Origin of the sequence: Anatilimnocola aquadivae, assembly GCF_049819085.1 — a bacterium.
Classification (GTDB): Bacteria; Planctomycetota; Planctomycetia; order Pirellulales; family Pirellulaceae; genus Anatilimnocola.
Genome location: NZ_CP187419.1, coordinates 2,239,183 through 2,255,930, shown reverse-complemented (window position 1 = coordinate 2,255,930; position 16,748 = coordinate 2,239,183). Strand labels below are relative to the sequence as shown.

At 56.0% G+C, this 16,748-nt stretch carries 6 protein-coding genes and 1 pseudogene; 2 read left to right on the top strand and 5 right to left on the bottom strand.

Going from position 1 to position 16,748, the window contains the following annotated elements; translation table 11 throughout:
- Positions 1–67: 67 nt before the first annotated feature.
- The gene (locus tag NA78x_RS09120; protein WP_425618128.1) at positions 68–6,352 is read right to left on the bottom strand and encodes a GEVED domain-containing protein; all 6,285 of its coding nucleotides are present in this window, start codon (positions 6,350–6,352) and stop codon (positions 68–70) included.
- A gap of 824 nt (positions 6,353–7,176) precedes the next feature.
- Here NA78x_RS09120 and NA78x_RS09115 point away from each other — a divergent pair.
- A complete protein-coding gene (locus NA78x_RS09115) occupies positions 7,177–7,896 on the top strand; it encodes an IS607 family transposase (RefSeq protein ID WP_425618127.1) in 720 nt (239 codons plus the stop codon).
- Between the two features lie 14 nt (positions 7,897–7,910).
- Positions 7,911–8,363 (top strand): hypothetical protein, encoded by a 453-nt coding sequence (locus tag NA78x_RS09110; RefSeq protein WP_425618126.1) that lies wholly within the window; start codon positions 7,911–7,913, stop codon positions 8,361–8,363.
- A gap of 48 nt (positions 8,364–8,411) precedes the next feature.
- Here NA78x_RS09110 and eno read toward each other — a convergent pair.
- The 4 genes and pseudogenes from eno to NA78x_RS09090 form a co-directional block, all read right to left on the bottom strand.
- Positions 8,412–8,887, bottom strand: a pseudogene (gene eno / locus NA78x_RS09105) (phosphopyruvate hydratase); the annotation flags it as partial.
- A gap of 1,229 nt (positions 8,888–10,116) precedes the next feature.
- Positions 10,117–11,652, bottom strand: a complete 1,536-nt coding sequence (locus NA78x_RS09100; RefSeq protein WP_425618125.1) for a TolC family protein — start codon at positions 11,650–11,652, stop codon at positions 10,117–10,119.
- Positions 11,653–12,124: 472 nt separating this feature from the next.
- Positions 12,125–15,583 (bottom strand): efflux RND transporter permease subunit, encoded by a 3,459-nt coding sequence (locus NA78x_RS09095; protein WP_425618124.1) that lies wholly within the window; start codon positions 15,581–15,583, stop codon positions 12,125–12,127.
- 9 nt (positions 15,584–15,592) lie between these two features.
- On the bottom strand, positions 15,593–16,735 hold the full coding sequence (locus NA78x_RS09090) for an efflux RND transporter periplasmic adaptor subunit (RefSeq protein ID WP_425618123.1): 1,143 nt from the start codon (positions 16,733–16,735) through the stop codon (positions 15,593–15,595).
- Positions 16,736–16,748: the final 13 nt, after the last annotated feature.

Below are 16,748 nucleotides of genomic sequence, written 5' to 3'. Positions count from 1 at the left end.
ACGAGACTTGACATGCCCTAAGTCGATGTGATCGAAGCACATTGAAGTCGCGTCAATCGTTCCGTCGTTAAAAGTTGTTATTGATAATCTCCGTGCTCGGCTTGTTGAGGTCAGTGAGCTTGTCCTTGACCGTCGCATTTCCGCTCAGGTTGGCAAAGAACAAGTCGAGCGCAGCGGTGCCACCCGCCATGGTGTCGCTGACGCCATCGGGATTGAGTTGACCGCTGAGATCGGTGGCAAGTGTGGCGGAGCGAGTTGCGTAAGTGCCTGCTGCGGTCCAATGAGCCAGCAGGTTGGCGAGGTCGGCAGCGAGCAAGTCGAAATCGGTTGAACTATCGATGAGCAGATCCTCACCGGCGCCACCGGTGAGTTTATCGGCGCCAGCGCCACCAATCAGAATCGCGTGCCCAGCATTCACACCGGCTGTTGGTGCAGCGCCGACCTTGAGCGTGTCATTGCCGTTACCGCCGACGAGAACCGCGGGGCCACTACCGGCGGTGAGGACATCGTTCCCTTCCCCCCCAAAGACAATTGCCGTGCCCGAACCACTAGTCAGAGTATCGTTGCCACCCTTGCCATCGATTTGCAACTTGCCGCTGTAAGCAGCGCCGCTAATCGTATTGGCAGCAGCGCCGCCGGTGAGTTCCGCAGCTTCAAAACCGTTGAAGGTGATCGCGCCGCGGCCGGTTCGCGTGACGGTCGTGTTGGTGAGCGTCATCGCAGCGGCGTTGTCGGTGATGGCTAAAGTATCGACGCCAGCGCCGGCAGTCAGTGTCGCGCTGCCTGCCCAGTTGTCGAGCGTGAACTTGCTATCGACGGCGCCAGCCGCCGACGTCAGTATCGCGTTTTCGATCGCACTGATGGTTATCGACGGCTTCGCTGGTCGCTGCAATTGGGTCGGAGTCAAGACATAGTTGCTGCCGCCCGCATCTTCGATGGTGTCAACTCCGGCACCGCCATTGATTGTCAAAGGACGTGTCCAATCGGTCACGGTGAACTTGTTGCTTGCACCGCCGCCGGTCAACGTCGCGCTTGTAATCCCCGTCATTGTCACAGTGGCATTCGTCAAACCTGCCGCTCGCGTCAGGAGCGAATTCGTCAGCACGAAGTTGCCGTCGCCAATGTACGACACGGTGTCGTTGCCACCTCGGCCATCGATCACCACGTTGGTGGTCAGGTTATTGAAGACAAATGCGTCGGCGCCAGTAGTGCCCGTGAGCTCAATTTGTTCGATCTGGCCATAGGTGTCGAGTGACGAGCCAACTCGCACCTGCGTGTTTGAAATCGTGGCCGCCCCGGGCTGTTCGATAATCCTGTCAAAGTCAGTTCCACCGACGATCCTATCGTTGCCGGCTTCGCCCAGAAAAATATCGTTGCCTGCGCTACCCGCCATGACATCGTTGCCGTCTCCGCCACTGATCGTGTCGGCGCCTATGCCACCAACGATCGTATCGTTGCCTGCATCTCCGTAGAGGAAGTCGTTACCGCTGCCGCCAGAAATCGTATCGATGCCACCGCCGCCACGAATGGTCGCAGAAATCGTGATCGAAGGGTCAACCGCGATCGAGTCGTTCCCAGCGCCGCCCAAAACTTCGATGCGATCCACGGCGCTCTTGGCAAACGGTCCCAGGATCAGGCCTGGAAATACCACCCGCAACTGAGAAGCATTGCCCGGGACTGGCTGCACGATGATGGTGTCGACGGCCGCGGACCCGTTGACTAGCAACAGCGACTTGGACGGATCCTGCGGATCGGGGACGAGCGTCGCCGACTTTATCGCTGGGGATACAAGTTGGACCGCGTAGTCTTCGACTTCACCATCGACGGCAACACCGGTGGGAGTAAGCCCTCCGGCGGTGCTCAAGCGGAAACGAGCATAACTGGCGCCGACAGTCAGGATGTTGGGGATGGCGATCGACAACGCATTGACACCCGCAACCACGCTAAAGCTGTTGAAGATCTTTTCGCCAACCTCGAATTGGCCGTTGCGATTGAAGTCGATCCAGGCATCAAGCTTGCCAGCCTCGGAAGCAGTGACGGTGATGCTGGTGTTCAGACCAGCAATGATCATGCCAGAGAACTCGACGCCATCTTCGTCGGCGTCTTCGTGCGTATCATCGCCATCGGCAGCGGTCGTCGGCTGACCATCCGAATCGGTATCGAAAATCGATCCCAGAAAGAGACTGCCCGCTTGATGACGCGGTCCATCCGAGGCTTCGAGGGTCTTGTAGGTGTCGGGTGCATCGCCAAAGTCATAGTCGAACCCACGAGTCAACGTAATGTTTGTTGCCGTGTAGTTCACTTCTAACGGCTCGCCGTTGAAATCCAGCTCCGTCCCTTCGGCAAGGCCGGTGAAGGTTCCAATGACGTTGGTAGCCGCGACGATGGTAAAGACTTCGCCAGGTTGTGCGACGTAGCTACCCGCAAGTTCGAGGTCTACGGCCGTCACTGTGATGGAGCCAGAGTCGACTTCAACATCGCTGTAGTCCGTTGCCGAGTCGATTGTTAGCCCGAGCTTCCCGGTCAGAATCACCACACCGGTGGAGGTGAGCGTTGCGTCACCTAGCCCGACATACAGTTCGCCGTCGAGCCCGATGTTGATGCCAGCCGTCATCGCGATCGTTGTGCCACGAATGACCGCCGTGCTGTCCTGGCGAATGTCTCCCGCGGTAGCGGCTAAATCCACAGAGGCAAACTCACCACCGGTGACCGTTTCGATCGACTCATCGATATCGAGCTGATCGGCAGTGACAACGGTGACCGTGGAACTGGCCGAGTCTGACGTAATGCCTGTGAGCGAACCGGCCGCGCCAATCGATAGTGCGGCGCTGGAATCGTTGTTGAACGTCATTGCGCCAGTGGCGTTGGTGTTCATCGCCATGGTCAGCACGTTGTTGTAGCTGGCGTCAAGCGTGATGTTGGCTTGCGCTTGGACGCTCAGGGTGTCGGCTTCGATCTTGCCTTGAATCGCGGGGTTGAAGTAGAGCTGTTCGATATCGCCGCCTGTCGAGGTCAGTTCGACGGTATCGAGCCGTCCACCACCGCTCTGTTGAATGGCATACGTGACCCTGATATCGCCAGTATTCGAGATGCTGACAGTGGTCTCGTCGCTGTCAGACTTGATACCCGAAGCGTTGCCGACGTTTCGCAGACTGGCGGTTGAGACAGTAAGGGTCGCAGCATCGTTTTGGAACTCGATCGCGCCTGCGGCATCGGTATCAAACGCGATGCTGGCAACATTGTTCGCAACGAGGTCGAGAAGGATGTCGGTCTCGGCCAATATTGTGAGCGTGGTGGCTACAATCTTGCCCGCTGCCGTTTGCGTGACGCGGCCATCGATCGAAGCCAAGCCAACATGAAAAAACGGATGGCTCGCAGACCCGATCGGCTGAGTGACGGCCAGATCGTCGGCCGTGTTGATGCCAACCAGCGCTGAACTTGAGGACGATGTAATTCCGGACAGCGATCCGACCGTGCCAATCGTCAGCGTGCCGCCCGAGTCGTTGGTGAAGTACAAGCCGAAGCTAGTATTGGACGACATCGCCAGAGTTGAAACGTTGCTGATCGCGCTGTCGAGTTCGATTCTGCCCGTCGCTGAGATGCCCAGCGAAGCTGCTTCAATCTGGCCTGCGGCGGTTTGCGACACGTCACTCGTGGCCGACGTCGTCGTGAGTAGCACCGTGTCGAGTTGCCCGCCGCCGACCTTTTGGATCACTGCTGTCAAATTGAGGCCATTGGCCGTTTCAATCGTGACATCGGTGGCCGCTGAGTCAGACGTAATTCCGGAGATGCCTGCGACGGTGCCAATCGTCAACGTGCTGCCAGAATCATTGAGGAAGGAAATATTGCCACTGTCGGTGGTCATCGCCAAGGTCGAAACGCTGTTGGTGGCGGTCGCCAGATTGATTCCGGCGACCGCATCGACGGCGAATGACGAAGCAGTGATTGCGCCGCTCGCAGCTTGCGTAACGGTACTGCCCGTTTTCAAAAGGACCGAGCTATGATCGAAGTCAACAGCCTGCGTGACATCGATCGCCCCTGCGTCGGCTGAGCCGATGATGAGCGTGCCCGAGTTCAACAAATCCAGTTCGGTATTGGTGAAGCTTAGGTTGCCACCGACGTCCGAGCCGAGCGTAATCGAACGGCCAGTTGTGACGGTTTCCCAAGTGATCGTAGCGGTCGTGCTAACCGCTCCCGAGGTGAGCGTCGCGATATCGGCATTAATCGTGATATTGCCACCGTTGGCGCCAATTCCACCCGTACTGCCTTGATCGAGAACGACGCCGTTGCCGGCACCGGTCGTAATCGAAACCGGAGCGCCCCCCGCGTTGCTGTTGAGAATGGAGCCAGCCGCGACCGATTGCAGAATTCTTACGTCGCCGCCCACGGAGACCGTCAGACCCGCCGCACCATTAGATTCAGCAAACGTCGTTGCATTGATCACCAGATTGCCGACCGCGTTCAACACGAGGCCTTGGCCTCGAACGTCTCCGTACCCCACAGCGGTTCCCAGAAAAATGTCTCGTCCGGCATCGAGAGTTGTTGTCCCACCTGAGGAAGCAACGGCGCCAGCCGTACCATGTTGAACGGTAATGTCCGAAGAATTGCCTGTCGTTATCAGGTCGATATCGCCAGGCGCTTTCACTTGCTTGTTAACTGTTAGGCTGCTGTTCACTGACACGTCGATCCCGGCACTCGCCCCAACCGCGACGATACCGACGGCTCCAACGCCTCGGCCTCCAACGTCCACCGTGTCGATGCTCATGGCTGTGGTCGACTCGACCGTGAAGCTGCCGTTGGTAGTGGAACCAGCAACCGATTGAATCGAATTCGCGCCCACGAGTTGAACTTCGCTGCCGACCGCCGACAACTTCGCCGCGCTAATCGTTCCGCCGGCGCTTGTCGAGATCGTACCGCCCGCTTGGAGCGCCACGATGCCACCGGATTTGAGAATGGCTCCGTTGTCGAAGTTAGTTGCCGTCGTAGTGCTGATACTGCCGGTGGTGATCACCCGTAGCGTGCCGACACTGGTCTCGTCGAGCGTAGCCAACTCTGCTGCCGAGAAATTCATTCCGCCTGCCGAGCTACTGGCGAATTCGACGTTGCTCGTCGTATCGATCTCAACGGTTGGTGCCGAAATTAGCTGAGGAATAGCCTCGTTGACAGCCAGCGACTCAGTTTCAAATCGCAGCAAGCCCATCGAAGGATTTCCACTGATGCTGGCGGCAGCGTCCACCGCCGGTGCATTCAGCGTGATTAACTGAGTAATCGTGTCGCCGAGCGTGATGCCGCTGGAAACGAGAATCGAAGCGGTCGCACGGACCGTCAGGTTGGTCGCATTGATCGCGTTCAGTTCGGAGTCGGTAAGACCGGTGTTGCCGAGGTCGAGGTCGGCGCTGGCACCGAGAGTCTGCAGCAGAACATTTTCACCGGTGATGGCCTTGGAGGCATCCAGGTCAAAGGCGTCGGCATACAAAGTGAGCACTTTGCCCGTGCCGCTCGCGGTCACTGCTTCGCTGACGGTGATGGTGTTTGTCGCTGCCGACGATAGGGTGACGTTGCCATTGGTGGTCGTGACGCCCGAAACGTTTCCCACGGGGAAACCTGCGTACACCGTCGCAACGGTCAGGTTATCGACCGACTTGAAACCAAAATCGCCGACGACGTCGGCCGGCGTAGGGGCGAGAAATCCGTACGCATACACTTTGCCGGCGATCTGCGAAACCTGGTTGTCTGCATTCAGCGAAACGCCCGCTCCCCCTTCCGCATACACCGAATCGGCAGTGATCACACCTGCCGAGGTTTGCGAAACGGTGAAGTGATTCGTTTGCAGCCTGCCGGAAATTAACGACACCGTTTGGCCGGGGGCGTAGATGGGTGCTTGCAGAATGACATCGCCCGAGTAGGGATGCAGATTCACCGGGCCGGTGGACTCGATCGGTTGATCGACCTCGATCGCCGCACCCAGTTGTTGGCTGTTAAGCGTGATTCCATTGACTAAAAGAGTTCCGCCCGTTAACTCAACTAATGCCCCACCAGCGGTAATTTGATGGTTGGCAAAGGCGGCGCTGCCGACGATGTTGACCGAGCCGAAGATCGTACTGTCGTTTCCACCCGGTAAGACATGCACAGTGTTGAAGTCGGCCATGTTGTACTGGGCCGTCGAGAAGCCGCCAGAAATGGGGTTGCCATTGATTTCATTAGTCGTGCTCGTCAGCGTCAACGTGCCGTTGGAGGCGGACAGCGTCAGGTTGGCGCCGCTAGTGTCGGTGGTGATGAGCAGCTCCGCGCCCAGGTCGACCGCCGTAATCGCCATCATCGATCGTTCTTCGAGCGATTCCAGCCTCAGCATCGCCCGAAACGTTTGGCGGCTGGAAACTTTGGCACGCGATGGCGAGGCCTTGCGTCGTCCCTGGAGTGAAGACTTTAAAGACTGGAACCAGCGTTGCATGGACTGACGCATTGCAATTCTTCCCGATGCCGAACCAGATGCAGTGATAAAGTGCGAGCTTCGGGATGGCGCAGAACAACCCTGAGATCACTGGCTAAAGATCGGCATAGCATGGTGAATTGCATGCGAGAAAAGCACAGCCTTACCACTGGGCAAATTGCTGCCAACAACGAGCTCGATGCATGCGCCGCAAATCTTGGCCGAGAGGTCCTAGACCAACAGAGACCGAGCTAGCATAGGACGTCTTTGAAGAATTGGCTGCTATTCAATTGAGAGCAATCTCTGCATGTTTTCGAACTGACAAAAGAATTACTGGAGAACGGCGCTGGAGCGCAACGCTATGGCAGCATCAACACGCGCGCTGTTTGCAGATAGTGACACACGTCTGATGGAGACACTCCAACGTGTGCGTGTTGCGTCAATAGAAATTGATTCGGACAAGAAACAAAAACCCTGGTCGTGGGACCGGGCTTGCAGATTGAAAATTAGGTGGGAATCAAGCCGGAACTGTGCGGAGTGCGGCTATGCCGTAGCGAGGTAAGTGTAGCTGAGTGAACGTGTGATGGGTTTATGGCCGGAATCTTCCTTGCCTTCCCTTCGATAATGCGGCAACCGGGCATGTAGCTCGGCTGGGGCTGGCAATCTTCGCTGGCCCGATACGACAAGACGAGGGATTGCAGTCCCTCGTCGTGTCTCACCGCAACTTGCTGTTTGGAGCAAGCACGATGTCTTCGTATTCTAGTTCCGCCGTTTCCCCGCACGCAACGTCCTCAGAGTGGTTGACCTTGGCTGAGGCAAGCCGCGAGTATCGACTGCATAAAAATACATTAAGAAAATGGGATAAACTTGGAAAACTTCGGGCATATAGAGTGGCGGCAAACACACTCTCTCACCGACGCTATTTGCGAAGTGATTTAGACGCTTTCATGGGGCGGTCTGCTGAGATGGCAAGGGAGGTAGGTGGTGTTCCTGAACCATCAGTAACCGGCCCAAGCAAAGTGATTCTCTGTGCCAGATGTTCGACTTCCAAGCAAGCTGAGGATTTATCCAGGCAGGTAAAGAGATTGGAGGACTATGCCGCTCAGAACTATCCCGGTTCACCAGTTCACCGATACATTCGCACTGCCAGTGGTCTTAACTACCAGAATAAGACATTCGTCCGCATGATTCAGGACGTTGTAAACAACAAGTTCAATGGAGCAGTGCTACTGATAACCCACAAAGACCGCCTGATTAGATTCGGGTTCGATATGGTCAAGGTCATCTGTGAGGCTCACAAAGTAACCATTATTCAAACAGAAGCTGAAGAAGACAAGAGTTATATAACTGAACTTACTGAAGATATACTTGCAATAACTCATATTGCATCTTGTCGACTTTATGGCCTAGAGGAACTAAGAAGAGTGGGGCATCGAACGCTCGGCCATTGCCGCAAGCGGTCTTAGACGAAGTGAACGGGATGATTGCCAAGGGATATTCCATCCGAACCATCTTCGCCACGCTTAAACAGACAGGTAAGAACCTGGACGACAAGCAACGACCATTCTCGATTCAGATTATTCGGCGACTTGTCCGCAAGTTTAAGGAGGATGCTGCTGCTACCTCCCTTGCTAATCCGCGAAGCGGTGGGGGTGGGAACTTCGCGAAGTTCATCAAGGCTAAGCTCCGGGTGGGTGGTCCAGGTTCCCGCGTGAAGCGAAGCAAGATACTAGCCGCGTACAAATCTCACTGCGAGGAGAACGGGCTTCGAAGAGTTAGCCGCAAGCTGGCATACGAGCAACTTGCAGCTTTGACCAAAAAACTAAATGTCGCGGTCACTCCCTGCGGAGAAGGTTCAAAGGACCGCTTGTTTACTGGACTGAATCTGTTCGTGGCGAGAACCAGACCAGTTCCCGCCGGGAAAACCCCGTAGTAACTTGTAGTACGTGTTAGATAGCTACTGCTTGTTCCGGCCTGCTGGCTACCACTTCGGGAAGAGTGGGCCGCCGTAGAGAGCGCCGTCGCCGAGTACTTCTTCGATGCGGAGGAGTTGGTTGCAACTAGCCATGCGGTCGGTCCGCGAGCCCAACCGGTTTTGATCTGGCCGGTACCTAGCGCGACGGCCAGGTCGGCGATGGTCGAGTCCTCGGTTTCGCCGCTGCGATGGCTGCTGATCGACGAGTAGCCATTGCGATGGGCCAACTGAATGGCCGAGATCGTTTCAGTCAGCGTTCCGATCTGGTTGACCTTAATCAGAATGCTATTGGCGATCCCTTCTTTGATGCCGCGGGCCAGGCGCTTGGTGTTGGTGACGAACAGGTCGTCGCCGACGAGTTGGACCTTCTTGCCGAGCTTGTCGGTGAGCAGCTTCCAACCTTCCCAGTCGTCTTCGCTGCAGCCGTCTTCGATCGAGCAGATTGGGTACTTGCTGCAGCAGTTGGCGAGAAAGTCGACCATCTAATCACGAAGCGGCCGAGGGAGAGCATGGGAGCTCAAGGACCTCAGAAAGACCTGTGCAACCTACTACGACGAGCACATGCCGGAGTCGTCGATCGAGATCCTGGGTCATTCGGTGGGTGGCATCACTTATCGACACTACGCGCACCGTGCCCCACTGGCCTTCAAGGCAATCATGAGCATTCCCCAGCCATCTGCCTTTCATTCCCTGGTGAAGGGACAAGAGGGGCAGTGTCCTTGCTGTCGTCGCCTATTTGCTGAGCCAAAGTGACCGATCACGATGTGACCGAAGCATTCTTCTTCGGCGGCATTCTCCACGGCGGCGCGATACCATATCTCGCATGGTGGACAAGGGATGCCGCCGAGCCGCTCTTCGGCAGCTGACCATGGATTTGAAGCCTGTTTCAAGCACCTCGCAAGGTCGCGTTCCCATCTGGTTGAACAGCCGCGAAAATATTTTCGCCGTCAATGAATTTGGACACTGAGACTGCGACGCCCTCTAAGTCGCTGTCAAACTGGACATCGGCTTCGGCACGTCACCTTCCGGAAAAACGAATCCGCTTCCGGGCTCACGTGAGACGATCGCTTGATATTCTTGTTGTCAATCGCAGCTTGCCAGCCGAAACTTCAGCTCTGCGAGTGCGTCACCAGAACGCCGAAATCGATCTTGTCAATCGATGCCGAGACGGCCTTTGATGGCGAGCTTTCCATCAGGGGACCGGCATTCGCGCTCATACCTGTGCTGGAAGTTGAGAGCTACGGTGCCTGTGCAATGCGCACACACAGCCCAGGTATTCCCCCCCGACTGCCAACGAACGATACGCTGCGAATATGAGGCCGATCTTATTTTCATTTCATGAAGCCCTCACTTTGCGCTCGTAGGATGTCAGCGGAGCAGTTGCGACGCCGTTGGCTCGCTGCTTCACAATTGCAACCTTTTAGCGAGCTGAGTAATGGGGATAATTACGAATAGTGCATCGAGGCGTGATACCGCTGCCTTAAATCTGCTGCATGCTTGTTTGAAGTCGATTGGAACCTGGTTGGCCAGCTTCAAAGCGCTGCCATCTCGACCACCGGGCAGTAATGGCAGACTGTTCCGACATCGGCAGCCGCATTGAGCCCCTCGCATGGCAATGGGGGCGGGTGCTCCCAGAATGCCGAAAAAGCCCGAGTGGCCCTTCGATCATTGTCTTCAATGGGCGCTTCCGACTAAACACACCATTTGTGCGTTACGGATTGGCAGGCGGTAGCGGCATCTGTTCGGCGGGAGGTGGCAGCATCTCCAGCCCCTCGCTGGGGTTGGTGGCGTTCATCATCTCATGAGGTTGAACCACTTCATAAGAATGAATCTGTACCGGTCCGCAGAAGAGGTCGGCGAATTCTTCGCCGGCATTGGATAACAGGTAGCCACCACCAAGGGCCTGATAGGCGCGAACGGTCGCGGTCAGTTGTTGCTGCTTCGTTTCGATCAAATCGGTTCTGGCCTGCAGCAGGTCGCGAGTAGCTAACAGCACGTCGACGTATTCCACGCGGGCGAACGCTTCGTCGAGCGGCGCCTTAAACAAATTGCGGGCCACGCCGACCGATTCTTCGAGAGCATTCACTTCGGTTAGCTTGATCTCCACGCTGCGGCGATAGTTCTCCACTTTCGCCACATTGTTGGTCACTTCAATGAACGCATTCAGCACCGTGCGCTGGTAGTCGTATACCGTCTGCAATTGGCGGGCGTTAGCGGTCATGTACTGAGCGCGGATGGCTGACTTGTTGATCAGCGGGGCTGAAATATCGCCGATGGTGTCACCGATTAGCGCTTCGGGATCAAACAGATATTTGGGGTTGAACGATTCGAAGCCAACCGTGGCGGTAATGTCCAACTTGGGAAAAAACTCGGCGCGAGCTACGAGGATGTCGAGTCCTGCCGCGGACATTTCTCGCTCGGCCGCTTGGATGTCACGGCGATTCAGCAAAAGCTGCGCTGGGACACCTACGCTGATCCGCCGCGAGTTGAGCTTGATGAGATCCCAGTTTGCACGCTCGACGTGCTGCGGGAAACGACCGACGAGGAAATTGATTCGGTTTTGAACTTCGATGATCCGTTGCTGGACGATTAGTCGCTGGCTCTGGTTTTTACGAACTTCGGCGAGAAACCGCTGAACCGCCAACTCGGTGCCGCGAGCCGCCGCCTTTTGAGCCCTCGACACTTCTAAGCTCTGCTCTTGCAGCTCGATGGTTTGGTCCAGGAACACCAGGCGTTTGTCGAGAGCAGCCAACTCGTAATAGTTCTCAGCGGTTTCAGCAACAAGTTGGGTGATCAAATAGTTTCGCCGCTCGACCGCTTCGAAAAATCTCTGCTGGGCCGAATCTCTGGCGTTTCGATACTGACGCCAAATATCAATGCGCCAGAAGAGGTTGGCCGAAAGCCGCGAGACGCCGAGTGGATCGGAAAAGTTGCCGCCGTTTGGCGTCAGTAGTTGGTCCTCTGCAGCACCGAGCGGAGTCCATTTGCTGGTCCTTTCGAAACCGCCTCGCGCATTCGCGCTGACGAATGGCAGGTAGGCGCCGCGAGCACTGAGGACATCGTTGCTGGCGATGTAGATCTCTTGGTTGCGGATTTTCAGCTCTTGATTCTGAGCCAAGCCATCGGTGACCAATTGCGCCAGGACCAGGTCGTCGAAGAATTCGTAGATGCCGATCTGGCCCGAGTTCTCCGTCGTGCCAACTCCGTTGAAACTGTTCGGCAACGCGGGCGCTGGATCCGGTGCCATCAGGCCGGGAATTCGGCAGCCCGCAAGGCATAGCAACAGGCTGCAGATCAAGACTGTAGAAATCGCGTGCTGCCTGCGAATCGATAACGAGCCAGCAACGGCTGTCCGCTTTTCTTTGAACATGCGCTCACCATAACAGTCGGTTTGGGGCCGACGAGGGAACAGGCGGGATTCGTCGTGGTTAGGTGGGGGCCGGTTTTCCGAAGCTCGCCATCATCGGCAGGATGCAGTCGAGCGGGATCGGTGGGAGCTCGCCTTGCAAGCGTGAGCACGCAAAACCGGCTTAGCTCTTATCGGCAGAGATTTGGGTAAATCAAGTAGAGTCGCTAGATTCGTAATCTTGGCGAACCTGATCGGGAAAAATCCGTATTGAAGTCGCTGGCATTTCTCAAGTTTCATGCTGGTGCAGCAAGCATGCACGCTAGCGCGAGCATACTGTGACGGCTGCCGTAACCGCGTAGAGATTGGTGTGCTAGTGACTTGGATGCTCCACGCTCTCACTGAGCGGCGATTCGTGTTCGTTTTTAATCAATTTCTTGCCATCGGAGATTTTGGCGAACAGATAGTAGAGACCTGGAATCACAAAAACGCCGACTAAGGTACCCATGAGCATGCCGCCGACTGCGGTGGTGCCGATCGTGCGGTTGCCGATGGCACCGGGACCTGTCGCGCGAACCAGCGGGATCAGACCGGCGATGAACGCGAACGATGTCATGGCGATGGGGCGGAAACGCAACTTGGCGGCTTCGATGCCAGCATCCCGCAGGCTCAAGCCGTCCTGACGTCGCTGCACGGCGAATTCGATGATCAAAATCGCGTTTTTGCCCAACAAACCGACGAGCATCACGAGACCGATCTGGCAATAGACGTCGTTCGACAGACCCATCGCCTTGAGCATGAGGAACGATCCAAACAGACCCACAGGCAGCGAGACGAGCACAGCGAGCGGCAAGAGGAAGCTCTCGTATTGGCCAACGAGTACCAGGTAGACGAACAGCACGACGATTCCAAAAATGTAGATTGCCGTGTTTCCCTTATTCGCTTCATCATAGGAAAGCCCCTGCCAGCCAATGTCGTAGCCATGAGGCAATTCTGCAGCCACTTCGTTGATCGCCGCGATCGCCTGTCCGCTGCTGTAGCCCGATTGGGGCGCACCTTGAATGATTGCGGCGGTGTACAAGTTGTAACGGTTGATTTCGTTCATGCCCTGCATCTTGCGGATCTTCATGAATGCAGAGTAAGGAACCATCTCGCCTTCATCGTTCTTGACGAAGATGTTCTCCAAGTCTTCGGGATAGCGCCGGAACTCGGGCGACGCTTGAACGTAAACCTTATAGAACTGGTTGAAGCGAACGAAACCCTGCTCCCAGGTGCTGCCCACCACGATGGACAAGTTGTCCATCGCGTCGGCGATGGTCACGCCCTTTTGCATCGCCACGTCGTTGTCGATGATGATTTCATATTGCGGATAGTTATTGGCATAGAACGTGAAGATCCCCTTCAGTTCCTTACGTTTTTCGAGCTTCGCCAGGAACTCTTCGGTGACCTTGGAGAATTCGTCATAGTTTCCGCTGGTGGTTTGATCGAGCAAGCAGACTGAAAATCCACCCGCGGCCCCAAACCCTGGAACGGCCGGCGGTTCGAAGAATTCGAGTTTCACATTCGAAATACTCCGCGCCTTGGCTTCGAGTTTTTCGATGATCTGCTTCGAGGTCAACTTGCGATCGTTCCAAGGCTTGAGGTTGATCAGACAGGTGCCCGCGTTCGAACCACGGCCCTCGGTCAAAATTTCGTAACCGGCCAGCGAGGTGACGGATGTGATCTCGTCGAACTCCTTGCAGATCTTTTGCAGTTCGTGCGACTTCGCGTTGGTGTATTCGAGCGTCGAGCCAGGCGGGGTCTGAATGATGCCGTAAATAACCCCTTGATCTTCCAGCGGAATGAAACCTGCCGGAAGCACTTGATTCACCAAAAGAATTCCCACGCAGAAGACGGCGATCACGACCATCGTCACCACCCGGCGGGTGATGATCGCGCCGACGATCGCGACGAACCCATTCGTCACGACATCGACGCCCCAGTTGAAATAATGCAGGAAGATGCCAAGTGGTCCGCGGACTTTCGCTTCGCCCGGTTCGCAGCCCGAAAGCATCGACCGAAACGTGAAAATGAACAGCACCGCCACGATGCTGCTGATGGAGATCTCGGGGGTGTGCACCTTGTCGTGGTGCCCACTCAGTTTGATTTGCTCGGACACGAGCTCGTGAATAAATTCCACATGCAGAACCATGTAAAACGCAACACCGGCCGCCAGCCCCAACAACACGGCTAGGGCCAATCGAACCGCATTGGCATTACTTGCGGCGACAGCCTTGATGCCCCGATTCACCTGCGTGATCACCCACGGTTGCTTGGGAAACTTAGTGTGCGGCTTCAGAATCATCGCACACAACACCGGTGTGAGCGTCAGGGCCACCACACCCGAGAGCACGATGGCCATGGCCATCGTCAAAGCAAATTGGCGATAAAACACACCCACCGCGCCCGGCATAAAACAGACCGGCACGAACACGGCCGTCATGACCAGCGTGATGGCGATGATCGCGCCGCTGATTTCGCCTACGACTTCATAAGTGGCTGCATATGGCGATAAGTGTTTGGTGTGCATTTTTTCGTGCACCGCTTCGACCACCACGATCGCGTCATCCACCACGACGCCGATCGCCAGCACCAATGCGAAGAGCGTGATCAGGTTGATCGACATCCCGAACATGCTCATGAAAAAGAATGTTCCTATGAGCGAGACGGGAACTGCCAGAGTGGGGATGAGCGTGCTGCGGACATCGCCCAAGAACAAAAACACGACCAGCGAGACCAGGATGAACGCTTCGAACAGCGTGTGGAGCACCTTTTCGATGGAGGCGTCCAGAAAGTTCTTCACGTCGTAGCTGACGGCGTAGTCCATGCCTGGCGGAAACTTATCCTCTTTAATGGAATCCAGTTTCGCTTTCACTTGCTTGATGACGTCGGCCGCGTTCGAGCCCGGGCTCTGCTTGAGCACGATCGAAGCCGAGGGCAAGCCGTCCTTGTCCGAGTACAGGTCGTAAAACGACGAACCCAGCGAAACCTTGGCGACGTCTTTGAGGCGGAGAATCTCTCCCTTCGAATTGGCCTTGAGAATGATGTCTTCGTATTGTTCCGGCTTGTTGTAGCGGCCGACCCAGGTCAGCACGTACTCGATCGATTGCGAAGTGGTTCCCGTGGCCTGGCCCAACCGGCCCGGCGAACCGATGGTGCTTTGCTTCTTGATCATCTCCATTACGTCGGCGGAGGAGACGTTGTAAGCCCGCATCCGCTCCAAGTCGAGCTCGACGCGCATCGCATACGCGCGGTTACCGAGAATCTGAGCGCGACCCACGCCCCGGATCCGCTGAATTTCGGTCAGCATTTCGGAAGAGACGTAGTTATAGAGAAAGTTCTGATCGATCTTCGGATCTGAGCTATAGACATTCACATACATGAGCATGCTGGGCATGTTCTGCATGATGATGATACCTTCGCGATCGACAATCGGCGGCAACTGATTCTTGATCATTTGAATGCGATTGGTGACATTCAAAACGGCCACGTTGGGGTCGGTGCCGGGCTCGAACGTGATCGTAATCGCCGCTTCGCCGGCGCTGGTGGACGCCGAAGTCATGTAACGCATGTCGGGAACGCCGTTGATCGCGCGTTCCATGATCACGAGCGTCGAGTCGACGAGAATCTTGGCGCTCGAACCAGGAAACGACACCGAAACCACGACACTGGGCGGCGCGACCGTCGGAAATTGCGAAATCGGCAACGTGCTGATCGCCAATCCTCCCATGAAGAGGATTAGCAACGAAATGACGATCGCCAGCGCCGGCCGGTGAAGAAATTTTGTGAACACGAATTAGCCTTATTCCGCGTGAAACTTCAGTTTGCCGAGAACTTGTTCGGGAGTGCGGAATTCAAATTCCACTTTGTCTCCATCCCGCACCTGGCGAATGCCCTCGAGCACGAGTTTCTCGCCTTCCCTGATCCCGTCCTTGATCACAAAGATGTCGTCCTGTTCACTCTCGACCGTAATATCGCGCTGATGAACGACATTGTCCGCGTCGACAACATAGGCATACTGCTTGGCGAGAATCTCATACGTCGCGCGTTGAGGGATAACAATCGCGTCGTTCAGGGTGCGGTGGATCAAGATCGTTCCCGTTTGGCCATTTCGCAACAGGCCACCGGGGTTGGGAAAATCCGCGCGAAACGCAATGTTGCCGGTCGTGTTGTTGAAATCGGCTTCGATCGCGCCGATCTTTCCCTGCTCGGAGAACTTCTGGCCGTTGGCCAGTTTCAGTTCAATGGTCAAATGGTGTTCGTCTTTCCCTTCAGCCTTCGCCATGTCCAGGTCGGTCTTGTATTCGATATAGCGGGATTCCGGCACGTTGAAGTACACCCACATGTGGCTGTTATCCGAAAGGGTCGTCAGCACGTCCCCTTCTTCAATCAGGCTGCCCAATTGGCTGCGCTGGCGATCGACGATTCCGTCGAAAGGAGCCGTGATGTTCGTGAAGTTCAGTTCCGCCTTGGCGAGCATTACTTTCGCTTGGGCTTTGGCGAGTTCAGCCTTTTTCAACGCCAGTTCCTGTGGAGAAACAATGCCTTTGTCCGACAAGTTTTTGGCGTTGTCGAACTCGATTTGAGATCGCTCAACCTCGGCGACTTCGGTGGCAAGTTTCGCCTCGAAGAGCGCGGGGAGGATCTTAAATAGCAGATCCCCCTTCTTGACCGTTTGGCCCTCTTTGATCCGAATCTCCTGCAGATATCCGCCTTCCAGCGCGCGGACTTCGATGTGTTGGCACGAGTGAATCTGGCAGACGTACTGCTGCGTGCTGATCACTTCTTTCTTGGCGGCGCTGGTCACCAAGATCGTGTGGGCGTGTTCACCACCACTGTGCGATTCCGCATGCGACGCTTCGTGCGAGTCGGAGTGCGAACTGCAACCCGATTGGAAAGTGACAACCAGCGCCAGTAAAACGGCGGCGACCGATGTGTGCTTCATGATGTGCGTGCCA